Genomic DNA, 15,495 nt, shown 5'->3' on the forward strand with positions numbered 1-15,495 from the left:
AGGCATGCCGCCTAAACTTTGATTCCGGCTGATTTCGCCCCAACTTGCTGATTAAACTCCTCAAGAGTGCCACCCGTTGCCACCCGCGTATGCTTAAAATAAACAGACAGGACGCCCTGAATTATCACTCTCAGGAACCCGCCGGCAAAATTGAAGTAGTGCCCACCAAGCCCGTCAGCACCCAGCTCGACCTCGCCCTGGCCTACTCTCCCGGCGTTGCGGAGCCCTGCAAAGAAATTGCCGCCGACAAAGACAACGTATATAAGTATACTGCCAAGGGTAACCTGGTAGGCGTTATCAGCAACGGAACCGCTGTGCTAGGCCTGGGCAACATCGGCCCCGAAGCTTCCAAGCCCGTGATGGAAGGCAAAGGCGTACTGTTCAAGAAGTTCGCGGGCATCGACTGCTTCGATATCGAGATTGATGCCACCGACCCCGACGAGTTCATCCGGATTGTAAAATCCCTGGAGCCTACGTTTGGCGGCATCAACCTGGAGGATATCAAAGCCCCCGAGTGCTTCCGCATCGAGACGGCTCTGCGCGAGCAGATGAATATTCCGCTCATGCACGATGATCAGCACGGCACGGCCATTATTACCTCGGCTGCCCTGCTGAACGCGTTGGAGCTGGTAAACAAGAAAGTTGACGAAATCAAGCTGGTCGTGAGCGGTGCCGGCGCGGCGGCCATCAGCTGCCTGCGCCTGTACCTGGAGCTGGGCGTGCTGGTTGAAAATGTGGTGGTGTTCGACAAGGACGGCATCATTACGCCCGACCGCACTGACCTGGCTGACATGCAGCTGCGCTTTGCTACGCATAGGCCTATCACCACACTGGCCCAGGCCATGGATGGCGCCGATGTGTTCCTGGGTCTATCGGCGGCGAATGTGCTGCCGGCCGAGCTGCTGCTGAAGATGGCCGATAATCCCATCGTGTTTGCGCTAGCCAACCCAGACCCCGAAATTGCCTACGAAGTAGCCATGGCTACTCGTCCAGATATCATTATGGCTACGGGCCGCTCCGACCACCCCAATCAGGTGAACAACGTGCTCGGCTTTCCCTACATTTTCCGGGGAGCTCTGGACGTGCGGGCCACGGAAATCAACGAGGCCATGAAGCTGGCGGCCGTGCACGCCCTCTCGGAGCTAGCCAAGGATGCCGTGCCCGACATGGTAAATAAGGCCTACGGCGACAATACCCTCACGTTCGGCCGCACCTACCTCATCCCGAAGCCTCTTGATCCGCGCCTCATCACGGTGGTAAGTCCGGCAGTAGCTAAGGCCGCTATGGAAAGCGGCGTGGCCCGCATCCAGATTGAGGATTGGATGGCCTACGAGGACCAACTGCGCAGCCGCCTGGGCGTGAACCAGAAGCTGATGAACCGCATCACGTCGGCCGCGAAATCGGGGCCGAAGCGGGTGGTATTTGCGGAAGGCGACAACTACAAGATTCTCAAGGCCGCGCAGATTCTGCACGACGAGGGCATTGCCCAACCTATTCTACTGGGCAACCGCCAGAAAATTGAGCAGATTGCTAGGGCCAACAACCTCGATCTGGAAGGCTGTAAGGTCATCGATATCCTGGAGAACGACGCCAAGCGCGAGGAGTACGCTAACCTGCTGTACCAGAAGCGGCAGCGCCGGGGCATCACGCTCTACGAAGGCCGCCGCCTGCTCCGCGAGCGGAACTACTTTGGCTCCATGATGCTGGAAACCGGCGAGGCCGATGCCTTCATCACGGGCCTGAGCAAGGACTACGGCAAATCGATTTTGCCTTCCTTACAGGTAATTGGCGTGGAAGACGGCGTGAAGCGCGTGGCTGGTATGTATATCATCCAGCACAAGAAAGGCCCCTTCTTCTTCGCCGATACAACCGTGAACATCGACCCTACGGCCGAGGAAATGGTGGATATCATCGGGCTGACGGCCCGCGCCGTGAAGTTCTTTGATACGGAGCCACGCATGGCCGTTATCAGCTACTCCAACTTCGGCTCCAACCCCGGCGACCTGCCCGACAAGGCCCGTAAAGCTACCGAACTGGCCAAAAAGCGCTACCCCGAGCTGATTCTGGACGGTGAGATGCAGGCCAACACCGCCCTGAACCCCGAGCTGCTGCAGGAGCAGTACCCCTTCTCGGAGCTGGCCGCGAAAGGTGGCGCCAACACCCTGATTTTCCCGAATGTAATCAGCGGCAACATTGCCTACAAAGTGATTCAGGAAATTGGAGGTGCTGAGGTAATCGGGCCGATTCTGATGGGTATGCGCAAGCCGGTGCACATCCTGCAGCTGGGCGCTTCCGTCCGCGAAATCGTGAACATTGCCTCCATTGCTGTTGTCGACGCGCAAACTTTGCACAACCGCCTCTAGGCCAGTAGCACATCTTCGTATCAGGCCCCCTCGCCAGTTCCTGCCAGCCAGGATGGGCAAGGGGGCCTGGTTTTTGACTGGGCTTTTATTGCTAGGCCACCAGGTGGTGTTCTGCTAATCTTCACCCACTCTTTCACAACTGCATATCGTGCTGCTGGGGCATTGCGGCCAGGCTAAGTGGCATAGCAGCCCCCAAGGCTTCAGCTTTGATTCCGGCTGAATTAGCGCCAACTTGCCAATACACAGAATTGCGCGCAATTTGTTGGCTAATGCTGAGAAAAAGCCATTTTTCTCGGGACAAATGACCGTCAGCTGGTGTTCTGTCTGCCCAACTAACCGCCCCCTCCATTCCGCTTATGATTGCTTACATCGACGGTAAACTCGCTTATAAAGATCACGCTCTGGCCATTCTTGATGTGCAGGGCATTGGCTATGAAATCCGGATTTCCCTGGCTACCTACTCCAAGCTCCCAGCCGAAGGCGAGAAGGCCAAGATGTTTACCTATCAGCACATTAAGGAAGATGGCCAGACGCTGTACGGCTTCCTGGACCCCAACGAGAAGGCGCTGTTTATGCAGCTGATTTCGGTATCGGGCATTGGGCCAGGCACGGGCATCGTGATGGTATCGTCGATGTCGGTGGGCGAGATTCGGCAGGCCATTGTGCAGGAAGACGTGCGCGCCATTCAGAGCATCAAGGGGGTAGGTCCCAAAACGGCCCAGCGCGTGGTGCTGGAGCTCAAAGACAAGCTGCGCAAAGATGAGTTGCTGGCCAAAGCCGGCATTGATACCGTGCCGCTGGCCAAAGCACACAATACCAACCGCTCGGAAGCGTTAGCCGCTTTAGTAACGCTAGGCTTTGCGCGGGCCGCGGCCGAGAAGAATCTCGACCAGATCCAGCACAAGCACGGCAACGACCTGAGCGTAGAGGAATTAATTAAATTCGCTCTTAAGTCTCACTAGACTAGTAGTGGTTGAAAGCCACTGTGCACGGTTTTTAGCGTGACCCAGGCCACTGGCCTAGGCCTATTATAACTGTCCTACAGCTTATTTCAATTCCTCTCTCCCCCTTTCCGACGGATTATTGACAATTGAATACCGGTAAGAAGTCCCTTGCTGCCTCACTGGTAGCCGTTGTGTCGTTGGTGGCCTGGTGGTCGCAAGCCAAACCGAACAGCCACTCGGCTGAGCCGTTTGCGATGCAGAAACTATGGTCGTGGCTGCCAGACGGTACGCGGCGCTTGCATGCCTTTGCCCCGGATACGCCTACCACCGATACCACGCGCTACAGGCCTAGCCGCCGGCCCAAGGTCAGCCCGCAGGACCGCATCGGGACGCCCTTCTCGCCGCAGCGCCGCCGTTCTCCGCTGGTGCTGCCGCTGCCCGGCAACGTGAACCTCGACGTTCAGCCGGATGATAGCCTCCAGAACTTTGATATTCGGGAACGGATAGGCACGGAGCTGGATTTCCGTGACCCCAGCCGAATGACATTTGAGGAGTACTCGCGCTGGCAGCAGCAGCAGGCGGTGCGCAACTACTTCCGGCAGCGCTCCAACGGTGGGGTGGCCGGCGATGCTAATACCCCTGGCCCACAGCGCCTGATTCCCAAAATCTACCTCGGCCCCATGGCCGACCGTATTTTTGGGGGCAGCTACGTAGATATTCGCCCGCAGGGTTCCGTGACGCTGCGCATGGGTGCTCGTTTTAACCGCAACGAGAACCCCACCCTCACGCTGCGGCAGCAGCGCGTCGGCGACTTTCAGTTTGATCAGAACCTCAACCTCAACCTGACCGGTCAGATTGGGGAGAAGCTGAAACTGACGTTTAATTACGACACCCGCGCGGCCTTCGACTTCGAGAATAACATGAAGCTCGATTACACCGGCTACGACACGGATATCATCCGGAAGGTGGAGCTGGGTAATGTGAGTTTGCCCCTGAACAACTCGCTTATTACGGGGGGCCAGAATCTGTTTGGCCTGAAGACGCAACTACAGTTTGGGCGCTTGGGCGTAACGGCAGTAGCCAGCACTTTGCGCGGCCAGTCAGATGAAGTGCGCATTCAAAATGGTGGCCAGAGCCGGCCGTTTGAGTTGAAAGCCAGCCAGTATGAGCGCGACCGGCACTACTTCCTGTCGCAGTTCTTCCGCGACCGGTATGACGGGGCCCTACGCAACCTGCCCACGGTGCAGAGCGGCATTGAAATCCGGCGCCTGGAAGTGTACGTGACCAACGATAACCGCCAGAGCGACAACCTGCGCAACGTGGTAACGCTGATGGACGTGGGCGAGCCGTTGCGGGTGTACCGCAGCAGCTTTACGCAAGGCTCCCGCCCCACTGCTCCCGCCGACAACGCCGCTAACACGCTGTTCGGCAGCATTATTAGGCCCGGCACCCCAAATGCGGATGCCCGCGGCGACTTGAGTGTAGAAAACTACCTGGGTGGCCTACGCCTGGAAAAGAACATCGATTACGAGCACATTCGGGCCCGGAAGCTGGACCCGCGCGAATACACGTTCAATGCTCAGCTCGGCTATATCTCGCTGAATACCCAGCTGTTGCCTGAGCAGGTACTGGGTGTTTCGTTTGAGTACCTCTACAACGGTAAGACCTACAAAGTGGGGGAAACCGTGGACGATTACTCCAACGTAGGCCAGGACCAGGTCATCTTCCTGAAGATGCTGAAGGCCACCAACCCCGCTATAGGCCTGGCCAACCCGACGGAGAACCCCGCCAACACCAATCTGCAGACGCGCAACCTGCCGACGTGGGACCTGATGATGAAAAACATCTACCCGCTGAACGCTTCGCAGCTCAACCGCGACAATTTCCAGCTGCAGTTGGTGTACAAAGACGACGTGACGGGCGTCGATCTGATTTCGCTCAAGGAGGGCCAGAACATCCAGAACCGTCCGCTGATTGAGGTGCTGAACCTCGACAACGTAAACCCCAACAACGACCGCAACCCCGACGGCAACTTCGACTTCTTCCCCGGCATCACCATTGATACGGAGCTGGGCAAGATCATCTTCCCGGAGGTGCAGCCCTTCGGCAGCTACCTGGCCGCCCAGTTTGATACTACGGGCGCCAATGGCGCGGCGGAGCGGGAGCTGGCGCGCAAATACGTGTACCGGGAGCTGTACAACCAAGTACAGAGCGACGCGCAGCAGCGCCAGGAAAAGGATAAGTTCTTCTTGCGCGGCCGGTTCCAGGCCACGTCTACCAACGAAATTAGCCTGCCCGGCATTGGTGTGGCGCAGGGCTCGGTGCGGGTATATGCCGGTAGCACGCTTCTGCAGGAAGGCGTCGACTACCAGGTTTTCTACGATCAGGCCATCGTGAAGATTCTCAACCCCAGCTACCTGAACTCGGCCAATGAGCTGCGGGTGCAGTTTGAGAAAAATGCGCTGGTGCAGGTGCAACCGCGCAAGCTGGTGGGCGCCCGGTTTGACTACCGCCTGAACAACGACGTGAACTTCGGGGCCACGGTGCTACACCTGCTCGAAAACCAGGCCCCCGGTATCAACCGCGTGAACATCGGCGACGAGCCCGGCAATAACACCATTTACGGCTTCGATGTAAATGCCCGCCGCGAGTCGAGGGCCATTACCAAGTACCTGGATATGCTGCCGTTTATCTCCACCAAGGAGGTATCGTCGGTAGCGTTTAGCGGCGAGTTTGCGCAGCTGCTGCCCGGCCAGTCGAAGCTGGGGAACGGCGGTACGGGCGGCGAAAATGGCGTTTCGTATATCGATGACTTCGAAAATTCCCGCACTCCCTATACGCTGGGCGGCACCAATTCCGCTACTACCTGGCGGCTGGCCTCTACGCCGGCACCCTTATTGGGCGCCACTACTACTGGCCTGGAGTCGGCTTACCGCCGCGCCAAGCTGGCCTGGTACACCGTAGACCAGAGCTACTACACCGGCGGCTCGGCCAAGCCTCAGAACATCGGCACCAACGACCTAAAAAACCATTATGTGCGGGGCATCAAGCGGACGGAGATATTCCCCAACCGTGACGTAGGCACCACGGGCAACGCTTTTGAGTATACCCTGGACATGGCCTACTTCCCCGATGAGCGCGGCCAGTACAACTACACGCCCAACGTAGGCGCCAACGGCCGCACGTTTGCTGCTACCTCCGGCGCTGCCAACGCGACGCGCTACGCGGGCATTTCCCGCGAAATCACGTTTGACACGGACTTCGACAACGCCAACGTGGAGTATCTGGAGTTCTGGATGATGGACCCGTTCATCAACAGCGCTACTGGCCTAGCCAACGTAACGGACTCCGACGGGCACAACGCGCCCAACACAACGGGCGGCGAGTTGTACATCAACCTGGGCTCCGTCTCGGAAGATGTGCTGAAGGACGGCAACCAGCACGAGTTTGAGAACGGCCTACCGGTTGACGACGACCTAGCCGACGTGAAACCCACTGATTTCGGCCGCGTCACGCGTCAGCCCTTCCTGACCGATGCCTTCAATGCCGCCAATGGTGCCCGCGCCCGCCAGGACATAGGCCTAGACGGCGTAAACAGCGACGCTGAACGGGCGCTGCCCGGCATTCCGGCTCCGTACACCGGTTTCGCTGACCCGGCCGCCGATAACTTCCGCCATCACCTCGACCCCAGCTTCGATCAGCAGGATGCCAAGATTCTGGCGCGCTACAAGGACTTCAATGGCCTGGAGAACAACTCGCCTGAGGGCAGCCAGCTCAGCAATACTGCCTATCCCGACAAAGAAGACCTCAACCGCGACAACGTTATTTCCGATACGGAGCGCTACTACGAGTATAAACTTGCGCTGCGCCCTGGCCAGCTGGCAGTAGGCCAGAACTACATCGTGGATAAAGTCACGAACAAGAACACCGATACCGGCGGCGACGAGGTGACGTGGTACCAGTTCCGGATTCCGGTGCGCCAGCCCACGGGCGTGGTAGGCGTGCCAGCCGGTCAGGACTTCGGCTTCAAGTCCATTCGGTTCCTGCGGATGTATCTCACGCAGTGGGAGCAGCCGGTAGTACTGCGCATGGTGCAGCCCCAGTTTGTGGCTAACCAGTGGCGCCGCTACCTCAACCGGATTCAGCAGACCGGCCCCGTGCTCAACCCCGATACCGACGCGGATGCTTTCGACATCTCGACGGTGAGCCTGGAAGAAAACGGCTTGTCCAATGTTCCTGCTGGCACTACCGATGCTATTCCGTACGTGCTGCCCCCCAACATTCGCCGCGACAAGGAGTATGGCTCCAGCACCGTAAACCGCCTGCAGAACGAGTCGAGCCTGCGCCTGACGGTGGATGGCCTACGCGACGGATTTGCCAAGGCCAGCTACAAGAACGTGAGCACCAACATGCTGCGCTACAAGCGCCTGCGCATGTTCCTGCACGCCGAAAGCCAGGACCGCAGTGTGCGCGACGGCCAGGTGCGCGCTTTCTTGCGCATCGGCACCGATTACTCCCAGAACTACTACGAGTACTCTATTCCGCTGCAGCTGACGCAGCCCGGTCAGTTGCCAAGCAATCCGGAGGAACTGGCTAATGCCGTGTGGCCTATAGAAAACCGCATTGATGTAGCCTTCCAGCAGTTTATCGATGCCAAAGCCGCCCGCAACAAGGCTGCCAACGGTGCCATAGATTACGCCATTCCGTTTACCATCACCGATGACAAGGGCGGGCAGATTACGGTAGTCGGCAACCCCGATTTCTCGGCGGTGCAGGGCGTGATGATAGGCCTACTGAACCCCCGAGACGACAACGCGCCTAAGTCCATTACGCTGTGGGCCGATGAGTTGCGGGTGTTCGACTTCGATACCGAAAGTGGCTGGGCCGCTACGGCCCGCTTCAACGCCAAGCTAGCCGATCTGGCCAACGTGACGGCCACGGGCAGCTACATCACCACGGGCTTTGGTGGCCTACAGGACCGAGCGCAGCAGCGCTCCATCGATAACATCACGCGCGGCGACCTGAATGCGACTATTGCCGCCGATAAGTTCTTCCCCGAGAAGCTAGGCCTCCGGGTGCCGGTGCTGGTGCAGGCTGGCATTGAAAGTCGTGCGCCCAAGTACGACCCGCTCGACCCCGACACCAAGCTCACGCAGTCGTTGGAGAAGTTCGAGACGGCGCAGGAAAAGGCTGATTACAAGAAGGAAGTTATCGACCAGACCAGCCAGCGCAGCATCAGTGTGCTGAACGTGCGCAAGGAGCGGACGAACCCGGAGAAGAAGGTGATGCCCTACGACATCGAGAACTTCGCGGTGAGCTACTCCTACACCGAGCGCCTGCACACCGATATCCGGACCGACCGCGACTACACCCGCACCTACACCGGGGCACTGGCCTACGTCTACCAGACGGTGCCCAAGAGCTACACGCCGCTGGCCAAAGTAAAGGCCTTCGACTCGCCGTACCTGAAGATGCTGCAGGAAGTGAACTTTACGCCACTGCCCTCGCGCTTCTCCTTCCGGGCCGACCTTGACCGTCGCTACAACGAGCGGTTCCTGCAACGCACGCTGGAGCCCGGCCAGGTTCCCGTTACGGATGGTATTCCGGGCGTGTTCCAGAAATCGTTCTTCTTCAACCGCATCTATGATATGCGCTGGGACCTGACCAAGGCCCTGGCCCTAGACTACACGGCCACCAACCGCTCCGTGATAGATGAAGAGCCCGGCACCACCATCGGCGACAGCGATATTGCCAAGCGCAACCGTCAGCTGATCCGCGACAACCTCTTCAAGCGCGGCGGCCGTACCACCAACTTCAACCAGACCATAGCCGCTACTTATCGCCTGCCTCTCGACAAGTTCCCGCTCACCGATTGGCTCTCAGCCGATGCGCGATACGCCGCCAACTACACCTGGCAGGCTGCTTCCACGGCCCTCACAGCTCCCATCAACCCACTTGAACCTAACGGGCCCACGGCTCCGCTAAACCTGGGCAATACCATCCAGAACAACGGCGAGCTGAGTGCCAATGGCAAGATTGATTTGGTGAAGCTCTACAACAAGGTGCGCTTCCTCAATATCATCAACAACGCTCCCCCACCCGCGCCCCGCAGCACCGAGCCCGGCGTGAAAGGCAAAGTGCAACGGGCGGTACCTGGCCTAGCGGGCCAGGGGCAGGAAACGGTTCCGCAGGACTCTACGAATGGGCCGGAGCTACGGGTTCTCAAGGGCATTCTTCGCTCCCTGATGACGGCGCGCTCCCTCGACTTCACGTACGCGCGTAGCAACGGCACCTTGCTGCCCGGCTACCTTCCTGGCACCCGCTTCTTCGGGATGAACAGCGACTTCAATGCCCCCGGTGTACCGTTCCTGCTAGGCCGCCAGTATGATCTGGATGCATTGTTTGATCGGGCTTTTGATGAGGGCTGGTACACCCCAAGCAGCCAGTACCTAAACACCCCGCTCAGTTCGCTACTTACTGAGAACCTGGCCTTGCGCACCTCGTTGGAGCCGGTTCGCAACTTCTTTATTCGGCTAGATGCTCGTCGTCAGCTGGTACGTAACCGTGAAGTTTTTTATCGACTGCTGATTAATGAAGACACTCTGGAGCCTCTTCCTGATCAGATCAGCCCGACTGCCAGCAACCCGCTGGGTTCGGGTACATTCAGCACCTCAGTTATCACGGTACGCACCCTGTTCGGTGACCTGAACGCCAATGGCGAAACCTCGAAAGCTTTTGAGCGGTTTGTGCAAAACCGGGCGCCGGTGCGCGACCAGTTGGAAGCGGCCAACACCAACCCCGGCAGCTACGGCTACAACTCGCAGGATGTGCTGCTGCCGGCTTTCCTGGATGCCTACCGCGGCAAGTCGTCGGGTGGGTATAAGGCCAAAAATTTCGACCCGTTTGCGATGCTGCCTATCCCGAACTGGAGCATTGAGTACAATGGCCTAGCCGAGCTGCCGTTCATGCAGCAGTACTTCCGTTCCATCACGCTGAACCACGTGTACACGTCGAGCTACAACATCAACGGCTACACTACGGCCACCGGCTACGACAGAACCCCGGATGGGAAGAACGGCTTCGACTTTCCGTATCTCACCAACAGCAGCAGCCAGTACATTCCGTACTATGTAATTGGAAATGTAACCATTGCCGAGCGCCTGGCTCCGCTTATTGGCCTGAACTTCCAGACCACCGGCAAAACCACCGGCCGCCTGGAATACCGCGTTGACCGCACCTTGGGCCTAAACACAACCAACGCGCAGGTAACGGAAATTCGCTCGCAGGAAGTGGTGATAGGCCTAGGCTACGTGACTAACCGCCTGAAGATTCCGTTCCGCATCGGCGGTGAGCAGAAGATTCTGCGCAATGAACTGAACGTGCGCCTCGACATGAGCATCCGCGACAATTACACCATTCAGCGCGCCATTCTGGACGTGACAGATACCAGCCTGGGCCGCGCGTCCAGCCAGACCACGAACGGTGCCCGCCAGGTTCAGCTCCGCCCCACCATCGACTATATTCTAAACCAGCGCCTGAACCTGCAGTTCTTCTTCACCCAGAATATTACCACACCCCGCGTGGCAAATGCCTTCAAGAATACGGCCACCGAAGGCGGCATTCAGCTACGCTACAGCCTCTCGCAGTAAGGGGCGCCTTTTACTCGGCAACAGCCCGACTGACCTAGGCCAGTCGGGCTGTTTGGCTTTATACCTGTGGCGGGGCGCCTACTGGAACTCGTGGCCTAGCGAATTCTCCTGCGAACAATTTCGGCTTTCCATCATTTAACCTTTACTTTTGAAGCACCGCGCATTGGCGCATTCTTCCCAAATTCTCCAAACCCGCATCACATGAATTTGCCCGCCACCCTGAAGTACACGAAAGAACACGAATGGATCCGTGTGGAAGGAGATGTCGCCTTCATCGGCATCACCGACCACGCTCAGAAAGAGCTTGGCGACATTGTGTACGTGGATATTGATACCCTCGATAAAGAAGTGGCCGAAGGCGAAGTGTTTGGCACGGTTGAAGCCGTAAAAACGGTATCGGACCTGTTCAGCCCCATCTCCGGCACTGTACTCGAAATCAACGATAAGCTGGATGGTAGCCCCGAGCTGGTGAACTCCGACCCTTACGGCGACGGCTGGATGATCAAGATGTCCATTGCCAACACGGCGGAGCTGGATGCACTCTTATCTTCTGAAACTTACGGCGAGCTAGTAGGCGCCTAAGCCTTCTTACCACCAGCTTCGCTATGCCTACCACTGCGCCGCCCCTGCCCCGTCGCCGAGCCTTTATTGCTCTGCCGCTGGCATGGGCGGCGTTTGTGTTGTTGATGACGCTTACGCCGGCAGATGAAATGCCGGAAACGCCTACCTGGAATCTGCTGGCCTTTGATACCGCGGCACATGCCGCCGTATTCTTTGTGCTGGCCGTTCTGTCCTATTTCTCAGGTGCGCGCCAAACCGCCTGGCCTACGCTACACCAGTATACGTTTTGGTGGCTGCTGGTAGCCTGCGTGGCATTTGGAGCAGCCATTGAAATCGTTCAGATGGCGATGGACCTTGGCCGCCACGGCGAGTGGTCCGACGTGCTAAGCGATACTATTGGCGTTGTTATCGGTTTAGGGCTCATGGCTTCCACGCGCCGGTTCTGGCAATGAGATGCCTAGGCCACTTCGTTGTGCTGGCCGCGCTGTTTACGTTGTGGGCCAATGTCCCGGCGCCGGCTCAGGACATGAACCGCGCTCGGCGGACTATTGCAACCCTAGCTTCATCGGCGTTCCATGGCCGTGGCTATGTAAAACAAGGCGAGCACAAAGCCGCTGCTTACCTTCGGAAGCGCTTCGCTGATCTAGGCCTACAGCAACTGGCGCCAGACTACACGCAGTCCTTCTCATTGCCCATCAATACATTTCCGGGACACGCCGCCTTGCGTGTAGATGAGCTCAGCCTGCGGGCAGGCGAAGATTTTATTGCTGAACCAGGTTCAGGCCCCGCGAAGCTAGAAGGAGCAGTTTTCACACTCGACACGCTGATTTTCACACAGGAAGCTGCCCAGCAGCAGTTGCTTGCCACCAATTTACGCGCCCATAGCCTCGTGCTACGCCAGCCAGATGTAGCCCGGCTTAGCAAGCTACCGGCCGCAGTTCAGGAGCATCTAGCTTCCGCTGCCAGCCGCATTACGCTGGTGCAGGGTAAGCTTACTGCCTCCCTCGCGAACCAGCAACTAGCGCAGCCGCAGGTGCAGGTATTGGCAAGCAAGTGGCCTAGCGCTGCGAAAACCATTCGGTTGCGCCTCGACGCCGTTTTTCAACCAGCCTACCAAACCCAGAACCTCGTCGGGTACCTGCCCGGCCGCGTGCACCCCGATTCTTTTTTGGTCGTGACGGCTCATTACGACCACCTGGGAATGCTAGGCCACCGCGCCTATTTTCCTGGGGCCAACGACAACGCTAGTGGAACAGCTATGCTGCTGGAACTGGCGGCACACTTCGCGCAGCCGGCAAACCGGCCGGCTTGTTCGCTGGTATTCATTGCTTTTGGGGCGGAAGAAGCCGGTTTACTAGGCTCACAGTATTTTGTCGAGCACCCTCTAGTTCCTCTGCCAAGTATTCGGTTTCTGCTGAACCTCGACCTCTTGGGCACTGGTCAGGAGGGCGCAACAGTAGTAAACGGGCGGGTATTTGAGGCGCAGTACCAACTGCTTACTCAGCTGAACGCTGCAGGCCATTATCTTCCTTCCCTGGCTGCTAGAGGCCGGGCCGCCAATTCCGACCATTACCACTTTTCGGAACGAGGTGTGCCCGCGTTTTTCCTATACACCCGAGGCACGCCCACTTTCTACCATGACGTGCAAGACCGAGCAGCAACCCTGCCTCTCACCGGCTTTGCAGGAGCATTTGGCCTGCTGCGCGATTTTCTTCGAACACTGGACACTCCCGGCAAATAGCCATTTACTTGCTCGGTTCCTCCACATTTACTGGCCTTAGCAACTCTGCATCTAGTTGAAAAATGCAGCCTGCGTGCTTTTCTTCTGGCATGCTATGCGTATGATGTAGTCGTCAGGCATTTCTCTAAGCCTGTATTGATGGCAGCATTTAAGCGGCTTTGCTTCCCTATGGCTTATGTGCCTCTTTTGTGCCAGCAGTACCTCTCTTTGGTCCTTTTTGCCCTACTGCTGCTACTTACAGAATGCTATGGATCAACCCACGCTAACTTCTTACCTCCTGGGTAATTGCGTGTAGGCATAAAGCAGTTATCCCGAAACCTCCGGCTTGGCAGCCAGGAAGTTTCGGGATAATAAAGAGAGTGTTTAAGGGTCGAAGTAGACTAGCCGTTCGTCTTGAACGAAGTCATGATCTGCTTGGCAACGTTCTCCCACTCAGGCTTCTGACGGTCAGCGCAGGTGAAGTTGCACATCAGCAGCTTGCCTTCCACGTCGGTGAAGAAAACCAGGTTATATACTTCGTGGCCTAGCTCGGGCTTCATCAGCTCCATGTAGCCCACTTTACGACCGTTTACTTCCTTTACACCGTGGTTGAACCACTTAGCTTCTTTGTACTGCTTGGAGTACATCTTGTAGAAGTTATCGGCATACATGTCGATCATGTCCTGATCGGCGGTATTGTCGGTGTAGGAGAAGGCGATGCTGGCTTCCTTGCTGTTGGTGTAGATAACGCTAGGACGGCTCTGTGCCTTGGCATAGTTAAAGTCCATCTGCTGCTCGCTCATCACCTCAAAACCTTTGGGGATAAGGATTTCCACCCGCTCACTCAGAACGCGCTTCTTAATTAATTCCACCTCAGCAAAGGGGCGGGCTGCCATCAGCAGAAGCATCAGGCAAAAAACAGGGGCTGCGAGTAATACTTTTTTCATAGTTGTAGGCTGAAAAAAGGTGAAAATCAAAAGGAGATGGCCATTAGAACACCACGAAGGCACTCTGTTTGGATAACACAATTTACGGACAAAACTTAAAGCTGCAAGCTGTAACCAAAGAAATAATCTTTTTAGCAGTCCTGAGCCCATGGGCACTTGCTGAAAATCTTACGATAAACGTAATCAAGCGGATTTATATACCAAAACAATATTTCTCGTTTATTGAATAATCCCGAAAAACACCTATGCCATATTGGAAATATCATATGCCTAATAATGCCTGTAAAGTTCAATTGAATAGAGTTTCAACGCCTCCGAAATGTGTTTCGGATTTACAGAATGTTGTTGATCTGCTCCTTTATTTTCTCCAATTCCTCCTTCATCCCAACAACCAAGTGCTGAATGACGGAGTCGTTGGCTTTGGAACCGATGGTATTGATCTCTCGACCAATTTCTTGCGAAATAAACGCAAGTTTCTTTCCCGTGGGCTCTGGCAAGTAGACCGTTTCGGTGAAGTAATGCAAATGGTTGATCAACCGCACCTTTTCCTCGGCGATGTCAAGCTTCTCGATATAGTACAGAACCTCCTGTTCGAAACGAGTAGCGTTGAAATGCTCGCTTCCCGTTATCTCGGCCAAGTGGTTTTGCAACCGCAGCCGAACCTGCTCAATGCGGGTAGGATCATGCCGCTCCACATCCTCCAGCTGAATCCGGATGCGGTCCAGGTAGCCCAGAATTTCGGTAGTCAGCGCCTGGCCTTCGTCGCGCCGGAATTGGTTTACGCGGTCCAAGGCCTCGTGCAGGAGAGGCAGCAGTTCTTCCCACGGCACATTCTCTTCCTCCTCCGTAGCGGCGGTGGCATCAGTTGGAATACGCAGGGAGCCGGGCAGCGCATGAGCCAGAGCCGTGAGTTGCTCCAAAGAAGCCCCCGTTACCACAGTCAGTTCCTGAAGCTCACGGTAGGCCAGTGCCAATGCATCCTTGTTCAGGATTGATCCTTGAGCACCCGTCGCGCGCGGACGCACAAAGTCCAGGTTCAGGTTTACTTTGCCCCGGATAAGGCTCTTGGTGACTAGGTTGCGGATTTCCAATTCCCGATCCTGCAGAAAGCGCGGCAGCCGCAAGCTCAGGTCTAAACTTTTGGAATTAAGCGACTTTATCTCAATGGTAGCGGCATAGCGGTCGGTTTCGCGATGAGCGATACCGTAGCCGGTCATAGACTGAAGCATGGTCTGAGGGATGATTTGAGCTTACTAACAGCGGTGTAAAGCAAAACAGGAGGTGCTAGACAGAAGCGCAACACCTGCATTT

General features: G+C 56.8%; 8 protein-coding genes. 6 read left to right on the forward strand and 2 right to left on the reverse strand.

Going from position 1 to position 15,495, the window contains the following annotated elements; genetic code table 11:
* The first annotated feature begins 89 nt into the window (after nucleotides 1-89).
* The 6 genes from CFT68_RS15280 to CFT68_RS15310 all read left to right on the forward strand — a co-directional run bounded on the left by CFT68_RS15280 (nucleotide 90) and on the right by CFT68_RS15310 (nucleotide 13,258).
* The gene (locus tag CFT68_RS15280; protein ID WP_088844403.1) at nucleotides 90-2,363 is read left to right on the forward strand and encodes an NADP-dependent malic enzyme; all 2,274 of its coding nucleotides are present in this window, start codon (nucleotides 90-92) and stop codon (nucleotides 2,361-2,363) included.
* Between the two features lie 356 nt (nucleotides 2,364-2,719).
* The gene (gene ruvA / locus CFT68_RS15290; protein WP_088844405.1) at nucleotides 2,720-3,325 is read left to right on the forward strand and encodes a Holliday junction branch migration protein RuvA; all 606 of its coding nucleotides are present in this window, start codon (nucleotides 2,720-2,722) and stop codon (nucleotides 3,323-3,325) included.
* 128 nt (nucleotides 3,326-3,453) lie between these two features.
* Complete coding sequence (gene sov, locus CFT68_RS15295) at nucleotides 3,454-10,956, forward strand: T9SS outer membrane translocon Sov/SprA (RefSeq protein WP_245815406.1); 7,503 nt, start codon at nucleotides 3,454-3,456, stop codon at nucleotides 10,954-10,956.
* A gap of 201 nt (nucleotides 10,957-11,157) precedes the next feature.
* A complete protein-coding gene (gcvH, locus tag CFT68_RS15300; protein ID WP_088844406.1) occupies nucleotides 11,158-11,538 on the forward strand; it encodes a glycine cleavage system protein GcvH in 381 nt (126 codons plus the stop codon).
* A 23-nt stretch (nucleotides 11,539-11,561) separates the two neighbouring features.
* On the forward strand, nucleotides 11,562-11,969 hold the full coding sequence (locus CFT68_RS15305; protein WP_088844407.1) for a VanZ family protein: 408 nt from the start codon (nucleotides 11,562-11,564) through the stop codon (nucleotides 11,967-11,969).
* Nucleotides 11,970-11,989: 20 nt separating this feature from the next.
* Nucleotides 11,990-13,258, forward strand: a complete 1,269-nt coding sequence (locus tag CFT68_RS15310; protein WP_170934819.1) for a M28 family metallopeptidase — start codon at nucleotides 11,990-11,992, stop codon at nucleotides 13,256-13,258.
* Nucleotides 13,259-13,638: 380 nt separating this feature from the next.
* Here the strand turns inward: CFT68_RS15310 and CFT68_RS15315 are convergent, their stop codons facing one another.
* On the reverse strand, nucleotides 13,639-14,184 hold the full coding sequence (locus tag CFT68_RS15315) for a hypothetical protein (RefSeq protein ID WP_141106586.1): 546 nt from the start codon (nucleotides 14,182-14,184) through the stop codon (nucleotides 13,639-13,641).
* 332 nt (nucleotides 14,185-14,516) lie between these two features.
* On the reverse strand, nucleotides 14,517-15,413 hold the full coding sequence (locus tag CFT68_RS15320) for a YicC/YloC family endoribonuclease (RefSeq protein ID WP_088844410.1): 897 nt from the start codon (nucleotides 15,411-15,413) through the stop codon (nucleotides 14,517-14,519).
* Between the last annotated feature and the right edge of the window lie 82 nt (nucleotides 15,414-15,495).

Origin of the sequence: Hymenobacter gelipurpurascens (assembly GCF_900187375.1) — a bacterium.
GTDB classification, from domain to species: Bacteria; Bacteroidota; Bacteroidia; order Cytophagales; family Hymenobacteraceae; genus Hymenobacter; species Hymenobacter gelipurpurascens.